Source organism: Arthrobacter rhombi, from assembly GCF_900163545.1.
Classification (GTDB): Bacteria; Actinomycetota; Actinomycetes; order Actinomycetales; family Micrococcaceae; genus Arthrobacter_H; species Arthrobacter_H rhombi_A.
The window spans coordinates 1-20,758 of sequence record NZ_FUHW01000040.1 but is presented as its reverse complement, the minus strand read 5'-3'; the positions used below and the strand labels follow the sequence as shown (position 1 = coordinate 20,758).

Annotated in this window: 20 protein-coding genes and 1 pseudogene; 8 read left to right on the top strand and 13 right to left on the bottom strand. The window is 65.6% G+C overall.

Annotated features, from left to right (window positions below):
- From FM101_RS12425 to FM101_RS12410, 4 genes are all read right to left on the bottom strand, one after another.
- Entirely contained in the window at nt 1–225 is a 225-nt protein-coding gene (locus FM101_RS12425) for an RHS repeat domain-containing protein (RefSeq protein ID WP_087000129.1), read from the bottom strand.
- Nucleotides 226–284: 59 nt separating this feature from the next.
- Nucleotides 285–707, bottom strand: a complete 423-nt coding sequence (locus FM101_RS12420) for a DUF3151 domain-containing protein (RefSeq protein WP_087000127.1) — start codon at nt 705–707, stop codon at nt 285–287.
- A 1-nt stretch (nt 708) separates the two neighbouring features.
- Nucleotides 709–1,731 carry a class II fructose-bisphosphate aldolase gene (gene fbaA / locus FM101_RS12415; protein ID WP_087000125.1) on the bottom strand — a complete coding sequence of 341 codons (1,023 nt, stop codon included), beginning with the start codon at nt 1,729–1,731 and terminating at the stop codon, nt 709–711.
- 94 nt (nt 1,732–1,825) lie between these two features.
- Nucleotides 1,826–3,172: a lipase family protein gene (locus FM101_RS12410; RefSeq protein ID WP_087000123.1), complete on the bottom strand. Its 1,347-nt coding sequence runs from the start codon at nt 3,170–3,172 to the stop codon at nt 1,826–1,828.
- A gap of 227 nt (nt 3,173–3,399) precedes the next feature.
- On the opposite strand from FM101_RS12410, the gene FM101_RS12405 reads away from it, so the two are divergent.
- A complete protein-coding gene (locus FM101_RS12405; RefSeq protein ID WP_087000121.1) occupies nt 3,400–5,457 on the top strand; it encodes a PhoX family protein in 2,058 nt (685 codons plus the stop codon).
- Here FM101_RS12405 and FM101_RS12400 read toward each other — a convergent pair.
- Nucleotides 5,414–6,568, bottom strand: a complete 1,155-nt coding sequence (locus FM101_RS12400) for a low temperature requirement protein A (RefSeq protein ID WP_179204320.1) — start codon at nt 6,566–6,568, stop codon at nt 5,414–5,416. The two genes, FM101_RS12405 and FM101_RS12400, sit on opposite strands and share 44 nt — an antisense overlap.
- Nucleotides 6,569–6,703: 135 nt before the next feature.
- Here FM101_RS12400 and ribA point away from each other — a divergent pair, with 135 nt between their 5' ends.
- Nucleotides 6,704–8,134, top strand: a complete 1,431-nt coding sequence (ribA, locus tag FM101_RS16000; protein WP_087000117.1) for a GTP cyclohydrolase II — start codon at nt 6,704–6,706, stop codon at nt 8,132–8,134.
- A gap of 300 nt (nt 8,135–8,434) precedes the next feature.
- Here the strand turns inward: ribA and FM101_RS16150 are convergent.
- From FM101_RS16150 to FM101_RS12370, 5 genes and pseudogenes are all read right to left on the bottom strand, one after another.
- Nucleotides 8,435–8,890: pseudogene (locus FM101_RS16150) on the bottom strand (lysylphosphatidylglycerol synthase domain-containing protein); the annotation flags it as partial.
- Between the two features lie 56 nt (nt 8,891–8,946).
- Nucleotides 8,947–9,813: a class I SAM-dependent methyltransferase gene (locus tag FM101_RS12385; RefSeq protein WP_143269287.1), complete on the bottom strand. Its 867-nt coding sequence runs from the start codon at nt 9,811–9,813 to the stop codon at nt 8,947–8,949.
- On the bottom strand, nt 9,768–10,826 hold the full coding sequence (locus FM101_RS12380) for a glycosyltransferase family 4 protein (protein ID WP_087000111.1): 1,059 nt from the start codon (nt 10,824–10,826) through the stop codon (nt 9,768–9,770). Before FM101_RS12380 ends, FM101_RS12385 begins: the two co-directional genes overlap by 46 nt.
- The gene (locus FM101_RS12375; protein ID WP_087000109.1) at nt 10,807–11,187 is read right to left on the bottom strand and encodes a 6-pyruvoyl trahydropterin synthase family protein; all 381 of its coding nucleotides are present in this window, start codon (nt 11,185–11,187) and stop codon (nt 10,807–10,809) included. Before FM101_RS12375 ends, FM101_RS12380 begins: the two co-directional genes overlap by 20 nt.
- Complete coding sequence (locus FM101_RS12370; protein ID WP_087000107.1) at nt 11,180–12,196, bottom strand: zinc-dependent alcohol dehydrogenase; 1,017 nt, start codon at nt 12,194–12,196, stop codon at nt 11,180–11,182. The genes FM101_RS12375 and FM101_RS12370 overlap by 8 nt, the downstream gene beginning before the upstream one ends.
- A gap of 94 nt (nt 12,197–12,290) precedes the next feature.
- On the opposite strand from FM101_RS12370, the gene FM101_RS12365 reads away from it, so the two are divergent.
- Complete coding sequence (locus FM101_RS12365; RefSeq protein WP_087000105.1) at nt 12,291–13,025, top strand: CDP-alcohol phosphatidyltransferase family protein; 735 nt, start codon at nt 12,291–12,293, stop codon at nt 13,023–13,025.
- 43 nt (nt 13,026–13,068) lie between these two features.
- Here FM101_RS12365 and FM101_RS12360 read toward each other — a convergent pair whose 3' ends face one another.
- On the bottom strand, nt 13,069–13,761 hold the full coding sequence (locus FM101_RS12360) for a TrmH family RNA methyltransferase (protein WP_087000103.1): 693 nt from the start codon (nt 13,759–13,761) through the stop codon (nt 13,069–13,071).
- An 83-nt stretch (nt 13,762–13,844) separates the two neighbouring features.
- Between FM101_RS12360 and FM101_RS12355 the strand changes: the two genes are divergently transcribed.
- From FM101_RS12355 to FM101_RS12345, 3 genes are all read left to right on the top strand, one after another.
- Nucleotides 13,845–14,888, top strand: a complete 1,044-nt coding sequence (locus tag FM101_RS12355; protein WP_087000101.1) for a magnesium and cobalt transport protein CorA — start codon at nt 13,845–13,847, stop codon at nt 14,886–14,888.
- 75 nt (nt 14,889–14,963) lie between these two features.
- The gene (locus FM101_RS12350; protein ID WP_087000099.1) at nt 14,964–15,755 is read left to right on the top strand and encodes an HAD-IIA family hydrolase; all 792 of its coding nucleotides are present in this window, start codon (nt 14,964–14,966) and stop codon (nt 15,753–15,755) included.
- A gap of 90 nt (nt 15,756–15,845) precedes the next feature.
- A complete protein-coding gene (locus FM101_RS12345; protein ID WP_087000097.1) occupies nt 15,846–16,880 on the top strand; it encodes a mechanosensitive ion channel family protein in 1,035 nt (344 codons plus the stop codon).
- On the opposite strand, the gene pyrE is transcribed toward FM101_RS12345, so the two are convergent.
- Nucleotides 16,877–17,437: an orotate phosphoribosyltransferase gene (pyrE, locus tag FM101_RS12340; protein ID WP_245806693.1), complete on the bottom strand. Its 561-nt coding sequence runs from the start codon at nt 17,435–17,437 to the stop codon at nt 16,877–16,879. The genes FM101_RS12345 and pyrE overlap by 4 nt on opposite strands.
- Before the next feature lie 88 nt (nt 17,438–17,525).
- Here pyrE and FM101_RS12335 point away from each other — a divergent pair, with 88 nt between their 5' ends.
- Nucleotides 17,526–17,969 (top strand): MarR family winged helix-turn-helix transcriptional regulator, encoded by a 444-nt coding sequence (locus FM101_RS12335; protein ID WP_087000093.1) that lies wholly within the window; start codon nt 17,526–17,528, stop codon nt 17,967–17,969.
- Nucleotides 17,966–19,624, top strand: coding sequence for a stealth family protein (locus FM101_RS12330; RefSeq protein ID WP_087000091.1), 1,659 nt, complete (start codon nt 17,966–17,968; stop codon nt 19,622–19,624). The genes FM101_RS12335 and FM101_RS12330 overlap by 4 nt, the downstream gene beginning before the upstream one ends.
- On the opposite strand, the gene FM101_RS12325 is transcribed toward FM101_RS12330, so the two are convergent.
- Complete coding sequence (locus FM101_RS12325) at nt 19,557–20,594, bottom strand: phosphodiesterase (protein WP_087000089.1); 1,038 nt, start codon at nt 20,592–20,594, stop codon at nt 19,557–19,559. The genes FM101_RS12330 and FM101_RS12325 overlap by 68 nt on opposite strands.
- Nucleotides 20,595–20,758 lie beyond the last annotated feature (164 nt).

The window sequence follows — 20,758 nt, the reverse complement described above, 5'->3', positions numbered from 1 at the left end:
TCACCGCTGAGGCTCGCACGGCCACATCTGACGCCCAGCGCCGTCATAACCTGCCGTCGTCGTCCGGCCCAACGGATCAGTTTCCGCCACGACCTCATCCGCTTCGCTATAGCTCCGGCGCATGGTGGCAACCAACGGGTCGGTGATGGCAATAACCCGCCCGCGGGAGTCATAGTCATCACGGGTCTTGCCGCCGAGGCCGTTAAAGTAAGAGTGGATGTCCATGCCAGCCTCACGGCCGGCACGAACATCCACTCTTCACTTAGCAGAAGCCGGAAGTCGTCCTACTTCGCTTCGATGGCTGCCGCCGCCGCCGGGTCGGAGTCGTTGAGGAACGTTCCGATCCGGTCGACTTCCTCGGCCTCGCCGATCGCTGCCGCGGCCCGCTGGAGGGCATAGAGCGAGCGCAGGAAACCGCGGTTGGGTTCGTGCGAGTACGGCACGGGCCCCTGGCCACGCCAGCCGGCCTGGCGCAGGGCGTCGAGCCCACGGTGGTAGCCCACCCGCGCGTAGGCATAGGACTCGACGGTGCGGCCGTCGTCGTAGGCTTCGTCGGCGAGCATCGCCCACGGCAGCGATGACGCCGGGAACCTGGCCGCCAGGTCCACGGCTTCATCGCCGGCTTCGAGGCGCGCGTTGACGTCCTCGTCCGGAGCCAGAAGGGTCTCCGGAATGGCCAAGAGGTTGCGTCCGAGTGCTTCGCTCATATTATTTCAGGCTCTTTCCAGCGGAACCGAGCTGGCGGGCCGCCTCAACGATACGTTCGGCCATGGAGGTCTCCGCGGCCGCACCCCAGACGCGGGGGTCGTAGACCTTCTTATTTCCGACTTCGCCGTCGATCTTCAGGACGCCGTCGTAGTTGGAGAGCATGTGCCCGGCGACCGGGCGGGTGAAGGCGTACTGGGTATCGGTGTCGATGTTCATCTTGATGACGCCGTAGGAGACCGCGTCGGAGATCTCCTGCTCGGAGGATCCCGAACCACCGTGGAAGACCAGGTCGAAGGGCTTGTCCTGGCCGAGCTTGGCGCCGATCTGTGCCTGGATGTCCTTGAGGATCTCCGGGCGCAGCTTCACCCCGCCGGGCTTGTAGACCCCGTGGACGTTGCCGAAGGTCAGGGCGGTGATGTAGCGGCCGTGTTCACCGGCACCCAGCGCTTCGACCGTGGCCAGTGCGTCCTCGACGGTGCTGTAGAGCTTGTCGTTGATGGCGTTTTCCACGCCGTCCTCTTCACCGCCGACGGCGCCGATCTCGACTTCGAGGATTTGCTTGGCAGCGGCGGAGCGCGGCAGCAGTTCCTTGGCGATGCGGAGGTTCTCCTCCAGTGTTTCGGCCGAGCCGTCCCACATATGCGAATTGAAGATCGGGTCGCGGCCGGCCTTGACCTCCGCCTCGGAAGCGGCCAGCAACGGCAGCACGAATCCATCGAGCTTGTCTGCTGGGCAGTGGTCCGTATGCAGGGCGATGTTCACGCCGTAGCTTTTGGCCACTTCCTTGGCGAAGGCGGCGAAGCCCAGGGAGCCCACCACCATGTCCTTGATCGAGGATCCCGACCAGTAGGCTGCGCCACCGGTCGAGACCTGGATGATTCCGTCGGACTCGGCTTCAGCGAATCCGCGGATGGCGGCATTCAGCGTCTGCGAGGACGTCACGTTGACGGCGGGGAAAGCGTAGGAACCGGCCTTCGCCGCGTCGATCATGGCGTTGTATTTGTCCGGGGTTGCAAGGGGCATGCTGACTCCTTATGAGTTGGGCTGGGAGTAGACATCGTTGGCTAGGTCCATCCTACCGACATGCGACCAAAGCCACACCAGCGTGTGACGGGGCTCAGAGACGCCAGCAGCTGGACAGCTGACGTTTACCGTCGAATCGGCTCTTCAGGAAGTACAGGGCCTGCGGGACGGCGGCTACATAGCCGCCAATATGGGTCGGGCCGGCCGTTGCATCCCAGGAGACGTCAACACCTTGGGCGCACCAGCGCTTCGCCAGGTCCCGTCCCGTGGCATAGGGAATGACGTCGTCGAGCAAGCTGTGGGAGAGCAGGACCGGAACCTCAGGTTTACGGCCGGCACCAATTTCTTGTTCCTTCAACGCCGCCTGGAACTGGGGTTCGTCAGCCACATCGCTGAGCTTCTTGCCGCTCTTCGTCAATTTCGTTGTATCGACGAAGGCGTGGCTTCCAATGGCTTCGACAGTGCACTCGCTCCGGGCCGCTTCCATCTCCTTCATGCCCTGGGCATTCAGGTACGACTCGGGTTCCAGACCGTTGGAGGTGCCCACTCCATCGATAGCGAACAACAGGAACGCCGTGTAGAGCCCGGAATCGAGACTGTCGGCCACCTCGCTCAGATCGGCCGGAACAGCACCGGCGAAGGCTCCCTTGAGTTTCATCTCCGGCGCATATTCGGGGGCCAGCTCGGCCGCCGCCGCGCTGGCGCCACCACCCTGCGAGTAACCCATGAGGGCGACCGGGTTATCTACATCGAGGCCTTTCACTCCCAGGTCTTGGGCTGCGCGGACCCCGTCAAGCAGCGCATGGCCTTGCGAGGCTCGCGCCATGAAGGTGTGGGAACCGGGGGTCCCCAGCCCCTCGTAGTCGGTGATCGCCAACGCGTAGCCGGACTCCAGCAGGGCCGTCATCATCGGCCCCTCATATTCCTGGCCCACGCCCATCTGACGGGAGGGAGCGCATTTATCCGCCAGCCCCTGAGTGCCCACGGCGTAACCGATCACCGGGCGTTCACCGGTTCCGGACCACTTCTTCTTCGGCACCAGCACCGTGCCGGTGACGGCCATCGCTTCCCCGTGGGAGTCGGTGGATTTGTACATCATCCGCGTCACGGTCGCGTCCGGGCGGATGAGCTTGACCGGGTCCAGGAAGAAGTCGGCCGGCTCGCTGCGCACCAAAGCCCCGTCTGCTGACGGCAGTGTCGCCGGTGGGGTGTAGAAATCTGAGTCCACGCTGCGCGAGAGCTGCTCGAGCTTTTCCTGGCGCTGCACATCACCGGGATCGGCGGCATCGGTCTTCTCGATGGAGGCGGCATCCGAGGGGGCGGTCGCCGCGGCAGCCGCCGGGCCGAGCCCGGCGAACAATAGCGAGGAGGCGGCAACACAGGAGAACAGCACACGCAGCCTGCTGTGCTGCGACACGGGGGGTTTGCTGACAGGGGACATGTTCGCTCCTTTTGAGGGGGACCAGAGACCGGCGCACAGAATGACAACTCATTGACAAGAACCGGATATTACTAGCGAGTAACTAGTGATGCACTTCACACCCTAAAGTGCCGGTTGACTAAATGGAAGACCCCTGTCTTTCCCAATTTCTCATTCCCGTCTCCCGGCGTTCACCCGCCGCTGACACGGTGAAGTCGATTCCAGTTCCCACCGCCGAAAGGTTCACGATGACCCCCGATAACCGGACCCTCCTGCCCATGCTCGGCCACACGCGCGGCAAGCGCAGCCCGGTCACCTGCGCCCTGAAATGCGACAACGCCTGCTCGAAGGCCGTCTGCAACACCTCCGCGAACGAATATTTCCGCGATATCGTTTCGGCGCAGATGACCCGTCGATCGGCGTTGGGACTCGGGGCTGCCGGAGCACTCAGCGCTGCCGTCGTGGCCTTCGGTGGGGTCGACACGGCCATGGCCGGGCCGGTGCCCACCGGTCACCCGGCCCGGCATGGACGGCTGGAATTCGACCCCATCAAACCGGTTGACGCCGCCATCGACGTGTTCGATGTCCCCGAAGGCTTCGAATGGACCCCGATCATCCGCTGGGGCGATCCCCTGTTCCGTCACACACCGGATTTCGACTTCGATGATCAGAGCCCCCGGGCCCAGGCCCAGCAGTTCGGCTACAACAACGACTACACCGACATCCTCCGTTCGAAGAACGGCAAGAAGGCCGTCCTGGTGTGCAACCACGAATACGTCAACCCGGGCATCATGTTCCCGGCGGCCCCGGGGACCACCGCCGAGGAGCGCCGTCGCCGCAATATCTTCCGTCAGGCGGTGGGGCTGAGCGTGGTGGAACTGGAGCGCCAAAAGAAAGGGACGCCCTGGGAATACATCCGGGGCGGGCGACGGAACCGCAGGATCACCCTGGACACCGAATTCGAGCTGACCGGCCCCGTGGCCGGTTCGGAACTGGTAAAGACCCGGCGTGATCAGCGCGGCCGCTTCGTCGAGGGCACGCTGGGCAACTGCTCGGGCGGGACCACCCCGTGGGGCACCGTCCTGTCCGGCGAAGAGAACTTCAATGGCTTCTTCCGCACACAGGGCACCTCCCCCGAGGACCGGCGCTATGGGCTGGAGAATAAGGCCACCTCCATGGGCTGGGAGCAGGAGGACGCTCGCTTTGACGCCCGCGCCGAACGCTTCGCCAACGAGCCGAACCGTTTTGGGTACATCGTGGAGATCGACCCCGAGAACCCTGATTCGACGCCGCGCAAACACACCAGCATGGGCCGGTTCAAACACGAGGGCGCCAACGTCATCGTCGCCGACAACGGGCACGTCGTGGCCTATATGGGGGACGACGAACGCTTCGACTACCTCTATAAATTCGTGTCCAAACGCAAATACCGCAAGAACAACCGCCGCCACAACATGACCTTGCTGACCGAAGGCGACCTCTACGTGGCCCGCTTCACGGGGACCTCAGACGATGAGATCGACGGCTCCGGTGACGTCCCCTCCGATGGCGGGTTCGACGGGACAGGTCGCTGGCTGCCCCTGGTCAAGGACGGCACGAGCCATGTCCCGGGGATGAGCGTTGAGCAGGTCCTGGTCCACACCCGGCTGGCCGCCGACCAGGTCGGGCCCACCAAGATGGACCGGTGCGAGGACGTGGAACCGAGCCTGAAAAGCGGCAAGATCTACGTCGCGTGCACCAACAACTCCCAGCGTGGCACCTCCGGCCAAGCGGCGGCCGATGAGGTCAACCCACGGAGCGAAAACCGGGACGGGCATATCGTGGAGATCACCGAGCACCGGGGCGGGCACAGCGGGGACCGGTTCACTTGGGACCTGCTGATGCTGTGTGGCGATCCGGCGCAGGGGGACGCGACGTACTTCAGCGGCTTCCCCGCCGAGAAGGTCAGCCCGATCTCCTGCCCGGACAACGTGGCCTTCGATACCCGCGGAAACCTCTGGATCTCCACCGATGGCGCCCCCAGCGGCATCGGCTACAACGACGGCCTGTTCAAGGTCACCGTGGAGGGCAGCGACCGCGGGAAGGTCGAGCAGTTCCTCTCGGTCCCCCGGGATGGTGAAACCTGCGGGCCGGTCATCCACGACGAGGAGTCGATGGTCTTTGTTGCGGTCCAACACCCGGGCGAGGACGGTTCCTTCACGGACCTACGCTCGCGTTTCCCCGACTACGTCCCTGCGGAGGCCCGTCCGGGCCCCGGTGAGGTCAGGGCACCACGCCCCTCGGTCGTCCAGGTGTACCGGCCATAGTTCCGCGACGGCGGTGCCCCGCGGCGATGGCCACCACGGTGATCGCCGCGACGGCGCCGAGTTGCTGCGCCGTTCCGAGGCCCACCCCCACGGGGACGGTGCCCAGGCATCCGGCCGCCGCAATCAACCTCACCCAGGCGGGCCCGACCTGCAACGCCCACCGGAAAAGCCCAGTCGCGCTCAAATACACGGCTACCCCACCGCCGACGAGCCATGCGGACACGACCGGGGCAGGAGATGACAGATGACCCAGATCAAGTCTGATGCCGGCCGCGACACCAATGATTCCGATGATCATCAGCAGATGCGAGATGTCATAGCCGATCCGGGCCATCCACGACTGTTGCTCCCCGGACGCCGCAGCGAAGTGCTTCGCCGCGAGATCGTCATCACCGACGAAGTAGGCCCACCACATGGCGGCGATGGCGGCCACCCCCAGCAATCCGCCGGTGATGAGCGGGAGGTCGAGATCTTGTGACTGGGCCGCGAGCGCGACGGAAATAATCGACTCCCCCAGCACGATGATGATCATCAGCCCATGCCGTTCGGCGAAATTCCCGGGTCGGACCGCCAGACGGTGGCCGGATGGTCGCAGATGGGAGGAGGCGAACAGGAGCGCCGCACCGCCGAACAGGATCCAGTCCCCCGCCCCGGTCACCCAGCCCGCGGCGAGGACCATCAGCGCGCCGGTGAGATTAACCGGCGCCACGAATCGGATGGAGACGTCCTCCCGCGGGCCCTGCAACCACAAGAACCCCGCCAGATGCACCAGGGTCAGGACCAGGAAACCAATCCCCAACACGATGCCCGCCTCGCCAAAAGCCTGGGGTATCGCCTGTGAGCAGACGAATAACGCAGCCATTCCGGTCAGGACGATCAGGCGTTGCAGGGTGCCATCGGTCCCCATGGCGTTCGTCAACCAGGCGAATCCTCCGTACATCCAAAACAGGATCGCCAGGATCAGGATCGCCTGGGCGATTCCTGCCGGGTCCGGATGCAGGTCGATCACCTGCGTCACCTGGGTGACGGTGAAAACGAAGACCAGATCAAAGAAAAGTTCCAGGGTCGAGACATTCCCCGCCCCCGGGTCAATATCCGTCCGGGTCGACATCGCCCACCTCCCGCACGAGAACCCGATCGCTACTAGTTCAAGAATCCCACTTCGTGCGCTGTATCGACAGACTTCAGCGCTCAGCGCGCGCCCCAGGGGTGTCACAAAATAGAGGGATACGCCTATGCTGAACCCATGTCTCTCGATTTTCTTACTTCTGACGGCACTCCGGGGGTCACGCGGCTGGTCAGTACCCATCTGCCCACCCGTCACGGGGATTTCCAACTACTGGGCTATCGGGATGCCACGGGTATCGACCATGTGGCGCTCACCCGGGGCGATGTGTCGGCCACCGGGGGTCCGGCCCCTCTGGTGCGGCTTCATTCGGAGTGCCTGACCGGCGACGCGTTAGGGTCCTACCGCTGCGACTGCGGGGAACAACTCGACGCCGCCCTGCAGGCGATCGCCCACGCCGGTCGTGGCGTTTTGATCTACGTGCGCGGGCACGAGGGGCGGGGTATCGGGCTCATGGACAAGCTGCGCGCCTACGCTCTGCAGGACTCCGGTGTCGACACCGTGGATGCGAACACTCGATTGGGGGTGCCGGTCGATGCTCGTGACTATGTCCAAAGCGCCCAGATCCTGCACGAGTTAGGATCGACCCGGATCCGCTTACTCTCCTCGAACCCTGCCAAACAGATGGCCCTGGAGGGGCTAGACATCGAGGTGGAGTCCCGGATGCGTCTGAACGTGGCTGACCGCGCCGAGAATTCCGCCTATTTGGCCACCAAAAGGGCACGTATGAACCACGACAGTCCTCCCGACCGTGATGCCTGGGACCTGTTGGTCGATGGGCGGCTCCCCGAGGGGGCACTCTCGCCGGATGAGGAGGACCTGGTCCTGCGCTATGGCCCGCTGGTCGATGGCAATCCTGCGTTGGTGATCGCCCAATTGGGACAGAGCTTGGACGGATTCATTGCCTCACGTACCGGGGATGCGTGCTTCGTCACCGGGGAAGAGGACCGGAAACATCTGCACCGGCTGCGGGCCTTGGTGGACGCGGTAGTCGTCGGCGCCGGGACCGTGCAGGCCGATGACTGCCAACTGACCGTCCGCGCCGTCAGCGGCCAGAACCCTGTGCGGGTGGTCGTGGATCCGCATGCACGCATCCCACACACCACCACGGTCTTGACCGACCCCCGCAGCAGGACCTTCTGGCTGGTGGGCCCCGACGCCGTCGTGCCCGAGGAGGTGGAACCTCATGTGAGCGTGCACCGCTTCACGGAGGAAGCGGATTTCGAACCCGCGAGCATCCTCCGGTTCCTCTCCGGGCAAGGTTTTGACCGGGTCCTTATTGAAGGTGGTGGGCTCACGGTGTCACGTTTTCTGCGTGCAGGTTCGTTGGATCGGCTCTACCTGACCAGCGCACCGCTATTGGTGGGCGACGGCGTCCCCGGAATCCGCTTCGACGGCACCGATGCCCTCTCCGGAGCATTATCCGCCCCGATCCGCCGGTTCGTGCTCGGTGACGATGTGTGTACCGAGTTCGATTTCTCCAGCATGCGCGCGGCGACGGAGCCGACGCAGCGTGCGGAGCAACAGGATGACACTACCGGGCAGCACTGAGACCAAGGCCAGCAGTCCGTAGCCGATCGAAACACTCACACCCCCAGCGGCCGCATGGCCCAGCAGGACAAACCCGAGCGCCGCGGCACCCTCTCGCGGACCCCATCCGGCCAGATTGAGCGGAATGGACATGCCAGCCAGCGTGATGGCTGCCAGGAGGGGGATCTCCGCGGCCGGCAGCTCCGGGGCCACCGCGAGGCAAGCTAGCAGGAAGATGGTCGCAAAGGCAGCCCATCCGGCCACCGAGAGCGCGGACACGCACCCGATGTCCCGGACCGTGAGCCGCCGCAGCCACGGCCACGAAGCAGCTGCCGCGGCAACGGCCACCACCAGTGCCAGCACCCCTGCCCCGGGCCGTAAATCCAACAACGCGAGCCCCGCGGCCAGGAAGACGACCGAGGTTCCGGCCAGCCGCTCAGCCGACACGGCGCCCACGCTGCGCTTGAGCAGGTCACCACCCCACGGCCCACCCTCCGACCGTTGTTCCACGGCCCGAACTGCGTCGCCGGCCAGCCCGCCGGGCAGCAACGCGTTGATGAAGGCCGCCTGCCAGCACCGTTCGAGGGCCGCACCCAGCCCCAGCTCGATTCCCTGGCCGCGGGCGACCAGCCGCCAGCGTTGGGCCTGCACCAACACGCCGACGAAACCCAGAATCAGCGCACCCGCGATCGACCACCACGTCAGGACACCGGCCGCAGCAGCAAAGGGGCTCAGCCCCCAAATCGCGAGAATCCACACCAAGGCACCCGCGGCCACGACCAGCTGCAACGCGGTCACGATCAGGGACCGTCGGCTTCTTCCGCGCCGGCCGCTCAGCGCGGTGGCAGGCACAACAGGTCCTGGTGACCGATGCCTAGGTGGAGCCGGCCTTCGCTCTCACGGGCCAGCCGATCAGCCAACCAGGCGTCCGCGGCGGCAGCCAGAGCGGGATTCTGTTCGGCCACCGCTTGCGCACGATCCTGCAGGTATCTGCGCATCAGCGGACCATCGGCTGCCTCCAGCCTCCACGGTGTGTCCATGAGCTGAACGCGCATACCTGCGTTCCGGAGACGTTCGGCGGTGTACCCGACGGCTGCCGGCCCCGCCAGCGGATCCCTGCTTTGGTGGTCGTTGAAGGCCGCGTTGATTTCGGCGTCGAACGGGTGGGCCGGGTCCGGTTCCACGTCTCCGGTCACACTGAGGCTGAGTAGTGCCGGGATGCCTCGCTCCACCAGGAAATCGCTGAGTCCGTCAAGCTGGGCGGTGCTGAGCAGATCGAGGAGCGCCGAGCAGGTGACCAGGCAGTGTTGCCCCGTTGCCTGGTCCAACGCACCGAGGTCCTCGATTCCGGCCACCACGCGGGTGACCTGCTGCACGGGACCGTCCTGCTGGTGATCCGGCACGAGTTCCAGCAGTTCCGGATCGTGATCGAGCAGGGTCCACCTCTGGTGGAAGTCCAGGCGCGGGGCGAGCCAGGCCTGGTTGGCCCCGGTTCCGGCCCCGATGTCGATCACCTCGACCACGGGAACCTCCTCGGAAACAAAAAAGTGATCGGCGAGCGCGTGCAGGAGCGGCCGGGAGGCTTCGCGGGCGCGTTCGTCGGCAGGGCGTCGCAGGGCGAGCCAGTCGCTGGCGATGGGGCGTTCGAGCCGTTTCACGGTGCGAGGATCCGAAGCATGTGGTTCGCCGACTGGTTCCATGTCGGGAGTCTATCGCGGGCATTGACCGCCGCGTGTTGCCAGCTGGCACGTCGCGAGGCAGTGGTGAGCCAGTGGCGCAGGACCGCTTCAAGGGCTACCGGGTCGTCAGGTTCCACGGCGGCCCCTGGCAGCGCCGCTCCCGCGAGGGCAAGCGCTTCTTCGGCTCCGGTGCCGGCACCAACGACAGCGGGAATACCGTGGGCGAGGGCCTCGGTGACGACCATGCCGAAGGTTTCAGCCCTTGAGACGAGTAGCAGCAGGTCTGTCCCCGCCCAGATCTCCTCGAGTTCGCTGCCGGTCAGGGCTCCGGTGACCTGCACGCGCTCCGGAGCGAAGGTGGTCGCAGCGAAATCCCGCACCCGTCGGGCATAGTCGGGCGCCATCGTGTCGGGACCAACCAGCCGGGTCCGCCAGGGAAGGTCGGTGAGCGAAGCCAGGGCCCGCAGGACGGCCAGTTGGTTCTTGCGCGGGGTCAGCGATGCCAACATCAGCAGGTGCGGCGGACTGCTTCCACCGGCCAGCGGGGCGGGGGTGGTGCCGGGAAGCACCACGACAGTGGGCAGGGGCCCATAACGGTCCACCACGTCGTCCGCGGCCCAGTTGCTAGTGCAGATCACCGTATGCGCGGCCCGCAGTGCCCCATGTTCCCCGGCCCTGACGCGCTCGGCCTCCGCAGGTGCGAGTCCACCTTCGGCCAGCAGCGAGAGGTGGAACAGGATATGTACCCGGGTTCCCGCCGCCACGGCGGCCCGGATTTCTTCGGGGGCGGCCGAGGCCATGAGCCCGTCGATGACCACCTGGGATCTTCCAGCCAGCGCGGTGCCCAACGCAAGAAGGTCAGCATCCCCTGGCCGCGGCCAGGAACCGGGCACCCCAAGAATGCACACCGGGTGGCCGATGGCCTCCAACGCATTGACCAGGCACTCGTTGTAACGGCTTCCCCCGCTGGGACCCGCCAGTGCCGCCGGGATGAGGAACGTGGTCCCGGCTCCCTCAGTCGAAGTCGATGTCATGACAGGCCCAGGCGTCGGGATGCTCACGCAGCAGCACGCCCAGGCCCGCGAATTCGTTGGTATCGAAATTTCGACAGAGCTCTTCGCTGATATGCCCGGCGATGGTCTCGGTGGTGCTCAACCGTCCGGCGAAAGCGGGATGCTCATCCAGGTTGGCGTACCGCAGGCTCTGCAGTACGTCGGAAAGCATCGAGGTCGCCGCACCGATGTCCATCACCACACCATGCGGGCCGAGCTCGGCACGACGCCATGTGACCTCCACGACCAGGGTCGCTCCGTGCAAGGCCTGGGCGGGGCCGAAGAAGGGGTCGGGGAGGCTATGAGCGATCATGATGTGGTCGCGTACGGTCAAGCTATACATGCAGCGAGCCTAACTGTCCGACCCCGGGATACCTGATAGCTCGACACAGCGAGGGCAGGGCCCCGCTGGCGAGATCGGCGATGACTTGAGGCAGGTCGACGAAATCCGATTCTCCACTGATCAGGGCGTCGAAGACCGGGTCCGCCAAAGATTGCATGACCAGTTTCATCCGGTCCGCATGGCTGCGCCGGTGGCGGCGGGCGCTGCCGATCGTGGACACCTGGCTGGCGGTGATACGCAGCCGGCGGGCATGGAAATCGGCGCCCAAGGGAACCACCGGGATGTGGGATCCGAACCACGAAAGTTCAACCAGTTCCCCTTCATCACCGAGGAGCGCCAACCCCTGCGCCAGGCCTGTCTCGGTGGTGGAGGCGTGGTAGACGATATCGCTTCCATCCTCGGCGGCCTCGGGTTCGACGGCCTCGACGCCCAGGGCGCGCGCCATGTCCCGCTTAGCCGGATCGGGGTCGATGAGTTGCAGGCGGGCCAGCGGGAACCGACGCAGCAGCGCAACCAGCGAGGCACCGATCATCCCGCCCCCGATGACCGCAATGCGGTCACCCAGGCAGGGCGGCGCGTCCCATAAGGCATTGAGTGCCGTTTCTACCGGTCCGGCCAGGATGGCACGTCGGCTGGGAACACTCTCGGGGAGCACGGTCAACGCGTCAACCGGGACCACGTAGCGGTCCTGATGGGGGTACAGGCAGAACACCCGGCGTCCGAGCAGATCCCGTGGACCCCGTTCAACGACGCCGACGGAAAGGTACCCGTACTTCACCGGAAAGGGGAACTCCCCTTCCTGATAGGGGGCCCGCATCCGTTCGGCGACCTTCGGGGGAACCTGCCCGCGGTACACCAGCATCTCGGTGCCGCGACTCACCCCGGAGTACAGACTCCTGACCAGCGCCTCGTCGTCCCCCGGGGCCGTGAAGGACCCGCGACGGAGTTCGCCGGTTTCGGGCGCCGTCGTCCAGTATGCGGTGCTGTTCATCGACTGCTGTGAATCCATGCTTCGATTATGCCTGCCTCCTCTTTGACCGCCGAGGCTCCGCATGCTGCCAGTAGACTCGCAGACAGATATCAGACGTTTCAAGAGGAGCCCGATGCACCGCTCGACGAGCCGGATGCGTCAGCGAGCACTGACCGACGCGGTCTGCGCCGTCGTCGGCTACCTGGGGGTCGGGATCCTGCTGGTGCAGTTCGGAAGCAGCTCGTCCTGGGGCAGCGTCGCAGCGGTGGCCAGTGGCTTGACCCTGGTCTTAGTTGCAGCGCTGAGCATCGTACGACGCGAACCCCGTTTCTCCACCCCAGCGGACCGGGTGACGTTGAGTCGCGCCGTCTTGGGTGGTGGCTGCACCACCCTCGTCGTGTTGGCTATCCTCGGTGCCGTGCCGCACAGGTCGTGGTGGCTGGTCTTGCTGGCCATCCCCGCGGTGTTGCTGGACGCCGTCGACGGATGGGTGGCCCGGCGCACCGGCACCGCCTCCGCCCAGGGATCACAGTTGGACATGGAAACCGACGCCGCCCTGCTGTTGGTGCTTTCGGTGCCGCTGGCCTTCACCTTGGGACCGTGGGTGCTGGCGATCGGATTGATGCGCTATCTGTTCGTGGCCTGGTCCTGGTGGCGTCCGGCACTGCGGGCTCCACTGGAATTCAGCCAATTCCGCAGGGTCGTGGCCGCCATCCAGGCGGTTGTCCTGGTGACTGTATTGGTCCCCGTCGTCCCTGTTCCCGTCGCCACGGTGGTCGTGGCGCTCGGCCTGTCCCTGCTGCTCTTGTCCTTCGGCCGTGACGCCGTCGCCTTGGAACGCAGGCACGCCCGGTTGGCGAACGCGTAAGATCCCTGCCCGATGGTCCGGGGCACAAGAAAGACGTCCTTTTCTAGCCGGGCGACTGGCCGAAGACGTGGCGTCGAATCCAGGCGTGCATGGCGATCCCAGCTGCGGAGGCGGCATTGATGGAGCGGGTGGAACCAAACTGTTCGATGCTCAGCGTGGTATCCGCCACCGCGTGAACCTCGTCGCTGAGCCCCGGGCCTTCCTGCCCGAACACCAGCACACAATTGCGGGGCAGATCATAGGTCTCCAACTGCTCCGAATCCGGGAAGATGTCGATACCAATGATGGCTAGGCCCTCTCCCTGAGCCCACTGCACGAATTCCTCCACCGTTGGATGGTGGCGCACATGCTGGTAGCGGTCGGTGACCATGGCCCCACGACGGTTCCACCGGCGTCGTCCAATGATGTGCACTTCCTTGGCCAGGAAGGCGTTGGCGGTGCGTACGACGGTGCCGATGTTCATATCGTGCTGCCAGTTCTCGATGGCAATATGGAAATCATGGCGCCGGGTATCCAGATCCGCGACGATCGCCTCATGCAACCAGTACCGGTACCGGTCCCCGACATTGCGGCGGTCCCCCTCACGCAGCAGTTCCGGATCCCAATGCTCCCCGTCGGGCCATTGCCCTTCCCAGGGGCCCACGCCGACTTCGGGTCGTTCCGCGGCGTCGGCTTCGGTGGCCGGAACCGCGTCCGGGCGTGGTGGGGCGGCAGGTTCTGGCGATGATTGATCCACCGTCCCAGCGTAGTGCGTCCGCCGCGCCGCGCAGGGCACGTCGGCCGTCCGCGCAGATGGCAGAATATGCGCTGGAGGTGGTCATGGCCATTATCGATAACGGGATCTACGTCAACGGACGTCGGGTGCACGATCCATCGCAGTTGGGGCACACGATGCAGCGACTGCGCGAGCACGAGGGGATGGCCTGGCTCGGACTCTACCGGCCCACCGAAGAAGAACTGCGGGCCGTGGCCGAGGAGCTCGAACTGCATCCGCTGGCCCTCGAGGACACCCTGAAGGGCCACCAGCGGGCCAAGCTGGACCATTATGGGGACCATTCCCTGCTGGTGCTGCGGCCTGCTCGCTATCTGGACGCCACCGAGAAGGTCGAATTCGGGGAGCTGCACGTCTACATCGGGGAGGACTTCGTCGTCACGGTCCGCCACGCTGAATCCCCCGACCTGGCCCGGGTCCGCCACCGGATGGAAGAGGAACCCGAACTGCTGTCCATGGGCCCGCGAGCCGTGCTCTATGCGGTGCTCGACCAGGTCGTCGACGAATATGAGCCGGTCGTCGACGGACTCTCCAACGACATCGACGAAATCGACGACCAGCTCTTCTCCGGCACCCCCGACGTGTCCCGGCGGATCTACGAGCTCTCCGGCGAAGTCATCGAACTGCAGCGGGCCACCGTACCGTTGGAACGGATCCTGTCCATCCTGCGCCGGGACCTGGCCGGCGGGCAGCCGGTGGGGCCCGGCGGCCGACCGGCACCGGCCGTCGCCCGGGACGAGCAGCTGCTCGAACTTGACCACCGGTTCGCCGACGTCCAGGATCACGCCATCCGTGTTTCAGAACGCATCGCCTCCTTCAGGGCCCTGCTGACCAACGCCCTGTCCTTGTCGGCGACCCTCGTCTCCCAGCAGGCCGCCCAGGCGGGGGTCGCCCAGAACGAACAAATGAAGAAGATCTCCTCCTGGGCCGCCATCCTTTTCGCTCCCAGTCTGATCGGCAGCATTTACGGGATGAACTTCACCCATATGCCCGAACTTGCCTTTGTCTGGGGATATCCGGCGGCCCTGGCGCTGATGGTGGGGCTGAGCGTCGGTCTCTACGTGGTGTTCAAGCACAACAGGTGGCTGTGAGCCCCGGTACGGCGCCCCTTCCCCTGACGGGATAGCGTGAACCGTGGAACCACCACGAGGCAAAAGAGGCTGAGAATGAGTACCGACGACCGCACCCCCGCCGATATTGAATGCTGGCTGACCGATATGGACGGTGTCCTGGTCCACGAGAACAAGGCCATTCCCGGCGCCGCCGAGTTGATCGAACGCTGGGTCTCCACCTCCAAACGCTTCCTCGTGCTGACCAATAACTCGATCTACACCCCGCGCGACCTCTGCGCCCGGCTGGAGGCCGCCGGCCTGGTGATCCCCGAGGAAAACATCTGGACCTCGGCCATGGCCACCGCAGAGTTCCTGCGCCGCCAATCACCGGGTGGCAAGGCCTTCGTCATCGGCGAGGCGGGACTGACCACGGCATTGCACGACGCCGGCTTCATCCTCACGGACCGCAATCCCGATTTCGTGGTGTTGGGGGAAACCCGCACCTACTCCTTCGAGGCCATTACGCGGGCGATCCGGTTGATTTCCCAGGGTGCCCGTTTCATTACGACCAACCCCGATGCCACCGGCCCCTCGCCCGAAGGCGTCATGCCGGCCACCGGGGCCGTGGCTGCCTTGATCAGCCAGGCCACTGAGCGGCAGCCCTACGTGGTCGGCAAACCGAACCCGATGATGTTCCGTTCGGCGCTGAATCGGATCCAGGCCCACTCGGAGACCACCGCGATGATCGGGGACCGGATGGACACCGATATCGTCGCCGGCATGGAGGCCGGACTGTATACGGTGCTGGTCCATTCGGGGATCACCCAGCCCGAGGACATCGAACGCTTCCCGTTCCGCCCGGACACCGTTTTCCCCTCCGTCGCCGAGCTCCTCCCCCGGCTCTAGGGCACCGGCTGGTCGACCAGCGCTGTTGATCTGCTCACTCTGGCCGTCCCCGGCTTGCCCCACCCCGAGGCAAGCCCCTAGTTTCGACATATGCCCCTGTCGCTTTCCCTTGCTCCCCCCGCCGATGCTTCCCCCTTTTTGGACTGGTCCTTCTGGTTGGACCGCCCGCTGAAGATCGCGATCGTCATCGTCATCGGCGTGTCGTTGAACTTCGTCATCCGCCGTCTCATCCGCCGGACCACCGAGCATATTGCCGCCGGTGAGGCCGCGGCCCTGTCCAAGGAGCAACGCAAGACAGAGAAGAGCGGGCGGCGCTGGCTCGTGCAGGAATCTCCGATCGCCGTGGCCCGGCGCACCCAGCGGGCCCAGACCGTTGGCTCGGTCCTGCGCTCGGTCACCACGATCGTCATCACCGCGGTGGTCCTGCTGACCGTGCTCTCCCAGCTGGGCATCAACATGGCCCCGGTGCTCGCCAGTGCCGGCGTCGTCGGTGTTGCCTTGGGCTTCGGCGCCCAGGCCCTGGTCAAGGACTACCTCTCGGGGATCTTCCTGGTCGCCGAGGACCAGTTCGGCATCGGCGACTATGTGGACCTCGGCGAGGCCTCCGGCGAGGTGGAGGCAGTGGGCTTGCGCGTCACCCAGGTTCGTGACGTCGACGGCAGTCTGTGGCACGTCCGCAATGGCGAGATCCTGCGGGTGGGTAACTTCTCCCAGGGCTGGGCCCGTGCGGTGCTGGATGTCCCGGTTCCCTACGACTCGAAGATGCCCGAGGTCAACGACCTGATCCTCGCCTCGGCACAAAAACTCCAGGCCGATCCGAAGTGGTCCCACGAGATCCTGGACGATCCAGAGATCTGGGGCGTCCAGGATCTCAGTGGGGAGTCCATCACCATTCGGCTGGTCTTCCGCACCCGGCCACTACAGCAGTGGGCGGTGGCCCGGGCGATGCGGTCGCAACTCAAGGCCGACCTCGATGCTGCCGGCGTGCGGATCCCGCTGGTCCAGCAGACCATCATCCGCGCGGCGAACCCCGAGGGCTTCACCACCGCACATGCCGGGACCGGGCCAACCCCCGAGACGGACCCCGCCAGCCCGACCGGCGAGCCGGAGGCCCACCCGGACTAGAGGCCGAGCTCATCCTTGCCGTAGGCGAAGAGGTAGGGAACTCCGGCCTCGGCCTCGATGCGTTCCTTCGACCCGGTGTCACGGTCCACGATCACGGCGACGGCCACGACGTGGCCACCGGCCGCCCGGACTCCTTCGACGGCGGTGAGCGCCGAGCCGCCGGTGGTGGACGTGTCCTCCAGGACCACGACGTTGCGCCCCGACACGTCGGGACCCTCCACCTGGCGGCCCATCCCGTAGGACTTCTGCGCCTTGCGGACCACGAACGCGTCCACTGCGCGGCCGGCCCGCCCGGCGGCGTGCATCACAGCGGTGCCCACGGGGTCGGCCCCCATGGTGAGGCCACCGGCATGGGTGAAATCGATGCCCGCCTCATCCAGCAGCTCGAGCATGACGGCACCGACCAGCGGTGCCGCTTCGTGGTGCAAGGTGATACGGCGTAGGTCGATGTAGTAGTCGGCCTCCTTGCCGGAGGAAAGAATGACCTTGCCGCGGACCACGGCAAGTTCGGTGATGAGTTCGAGCAGGCGGGCGCGGGCGTGGTTCTTCGAGGTCATGGACTTCATTCTAGGTCCCGCTCAACCTCCCGGGTCACGTCCGCGCCGATGGCGCGACAGCCGCTCCGTCCCGAGCTAGGGTGAAACCATGAACGCTCAACGACCGATCGGATACTGGCTCAAGCTGGTGGACTCACTCATTTCCGAGCAGTTCGCCACATCCCTAGAGGAGCACGGCGTCACGCGCCGGCAATGGCAGCTCCTGAACCTCCTGGGGGCCAAACCCCATACCTCGGAGGAACTCATGTCGGCCCTGGCCCCGTTCTTCGACGAGGTGTCCCCCGAAGGTGAGCCGGCCTCCCCGGCAGAGCATCTGACCGAACTCCTGGAATCCGGGTGGGTCTCCCAGGACGGGGATTCCTACGCCCTGACCGACCGCGGCACCATCAGTCTGGAACGGCTCACCGAACTGGTCGAGGGCATGCGGGAACGCTCCAGCGCCGGAGTCACGCCGGAGCAGTACGAAACGACCATCGCCACCTTGCAACGCATGGCCACCAACCTCGGCTGGTCCGAGGCGGACCGCGCATGAACCAAAGCGATCTCACCACCGACCCGCTCGAGGCCACCCGGACGGCCCCGCATCCCGATGAGGTCTTCCACGGGACCCCGGAGGACGACGGCGCAGCCTCCCCGGTCAGGGAAGTCACCTCGGCGGCGGCGATCGCCCGGTTTATGGAGCGCACCGACGTCCTGCGTTCGGACGGCCGTTACGCCCTCGTGAATTCGACGATCACCCCCCATGAGGCGATGGTGACCGATCTGCTGTTCATCCGCGACGTCCTCGATGCCGCATCGGTGGCCTACCTGCTGGTGCGTGGCAACGATGCCCGCCCGGTGATCGCCGTCTCCTGGGATGAACGCAAGGCGATGCGCGCCGCCCTCGTGGCTGCCTGCCAGGACGAACCGTTCTATTCGCTGGCCGTTGATACCCGCAAGGGCAAGTCCCTGCTGGTGGCCGATGGCGCGTTGGCCGAGAAGCCGAAAGCCAGGATGTACCGGCTCTACCGTCCGCGGATCGAACCTGTTGGCGGGCTGGCTTTCGGTGCCTCCACGGGGGTGCAGATCGAATTATGGCAGTGGAAGGATCCCGGGCTGCTGCATCTGCCCATGGAGAATTCGTTGACCCGGGCCACGCTACCGGCCGACGAGGCGGTGCGTGGCACCGTGCACCGGTATGGCCGTGAGTGGCCGACCATCGAGAACATGTTCGCCGACCATGCAGCGGATATTTCCTTCCCGATCGATATGGTCTTCTCCTGGGTCGATGGCAACGACCCCGAGCACCAGCGCTATCGGGCCTCCTTCATGGACGGGGTCGTGGTCGGCGAGGGAGACGATTCAGAGGCCCGCTACCGGCAGATCGATGAGCTGAAGTATGCCCTGCGCAGCGTCTACATGTTCGCTCCCTGGGTCAGGCATATCTATATCGCCACGGACTCTCCCGTGCCCGCCTGGTTGGATGCCGACCATCCACGCATCTCGGTGGTGCGGGCCCCCGATCATTTCCGCGACCCCTCGGTGCTGCCCACGTTCAACTCGCAGGCCGTGGAGTCCCAGCTGCAGCATATCGATGGACTCTCGGAGCACTTCCTGTACTCCAACGACGATATGTTCGTGGGTCGCCCGCTAGGACCCGATATGTTCTTCTCCCCCGGCGGGATCACCAAGTTCATCGAGGCAGGAACCCGGATCGGCTTGGGTGACAACCATCTGGACCGTTCGGGTTTCGAGAATTCGGCCCGGGTGAACCGGCGGCTGCTCAACGACCGGTTCGGGCGCATCACCACCCGCCACCTGGAGCACACCGCTGCCCCCTTGCGCCGCAGCGTGCTCAAGGAGCTCGAAGAGGTCTTCTCCGAGGAGTTCGCGGCAACGGCCGCCAGCAGGTTCCGCGCCAAGGACAACATCTCGGTCACCAATTCGCTCTACCACTACTACGCGTTGCTGACCGGCCGGGCCGTCACCAAGGAGAAGGCGAAGGTGAAGTATGTGGACACCACCATGTACTCGGGTCTGGACGCGCTGCGCAAACTGTTGAAGAAACGCAACCAGGACTTCTTCTGCCTCAACGACGGGTCCTTCCCCGAAGTCCCGGCCAAGGAACGCCAGGAAGTCGTTACCGACTTCCTGCAGGCCTACTTCCCGCTGGCCGCCCCGTGGGAGGTGGCCCAGACCGACCGATAGTATCCCGCGCCGCCGGGGCACCGCCGTCGTCCCCGGGGGCGGGGGCGCCGATGGAGTGGGGGCTCCGGCCCACGGTATCGGGGTCGATCCCGTGTTCACGCAGAATCGCGGCCACCTCTTCAGGTTCCACGACATCCCCGACACTGACACCGCTGGCCACCGGGACCACCGAATGCACCACCGTCTCGGGGAGCACGTGCACCAGGTTGTAGCCTTGGGCCTCGTCGCGTCCGCGAGTGGTATGAATCCCGCGCACCGGATCGGCTCGCGCCGCCAGGTCCTGGGTGTAACAGCTCGCCGAGGCCACCGAAACAGGGATTCCCGCAAAGGTCCCGAACGTCGAGTAGTGCAGGTGCCCGGCCAGAATGGCGCGCACATCGCTGCCGGCCAGCACCTCGGCCAGCCGCGCCTGCCCCCGCAGCTCCACCAGGATCGCCAGTGGTTGGACGCTGGCGATCGGCGGGTGATGCATGGACAGGATGGTCCCGTCGGGGGCCGGGGTGGCCAATTCGGCTTCGAGCCACCGCAACTGGGTATCTTCAAGGTGCCCATGGTGGGAGCCGGGAACCGTGGTATCCAGGGTGATCAGGCGGAGCCCGCCCAGCCAGGAGACGTGGTCCAACGGGGTGGTGCCTGCCGGCTCGCCGAGCAGTTCGGTACGCAGGTTCGACCGGTCATCATGGTTGCCGGCGGCCCAGATGATCCGGGTCCCCAACCGTTCGGCAGCCGGTTCCAGGATCGACCGCAGGGTGGCGTAGGCGTCGGGTTCCCCCTTATCGGCCAGGTCTCCGGTGACCACGAGGGCGTCGGGGCGCACCCCGGAGGCCTCCAGCCGGTCCACCAGCGAACGGAGTCGTCCGATGCTGTCCAGCGTGTCGGCCAGAAGATGGCCCCCGCCTCGAACATGGGTGTCGCTCAGGTGGATGAGCACTCGGTCCGGAGCGGGGTGCTCCGGGCGGATGGGTTCCATGACCGCTTTCCTCACGCAGGTGGTACGCCTTACCGCACCTACTATTCCCCATCCGGTGCCGGTTCGGCGGCGAAACGCCACGGCGGGTGCACAACGACGGCAGGCTAGGTGTATTGACCACGGACGTTGGTAACGCTCCGGGGTAGTTGAAATAGGGAAGACCT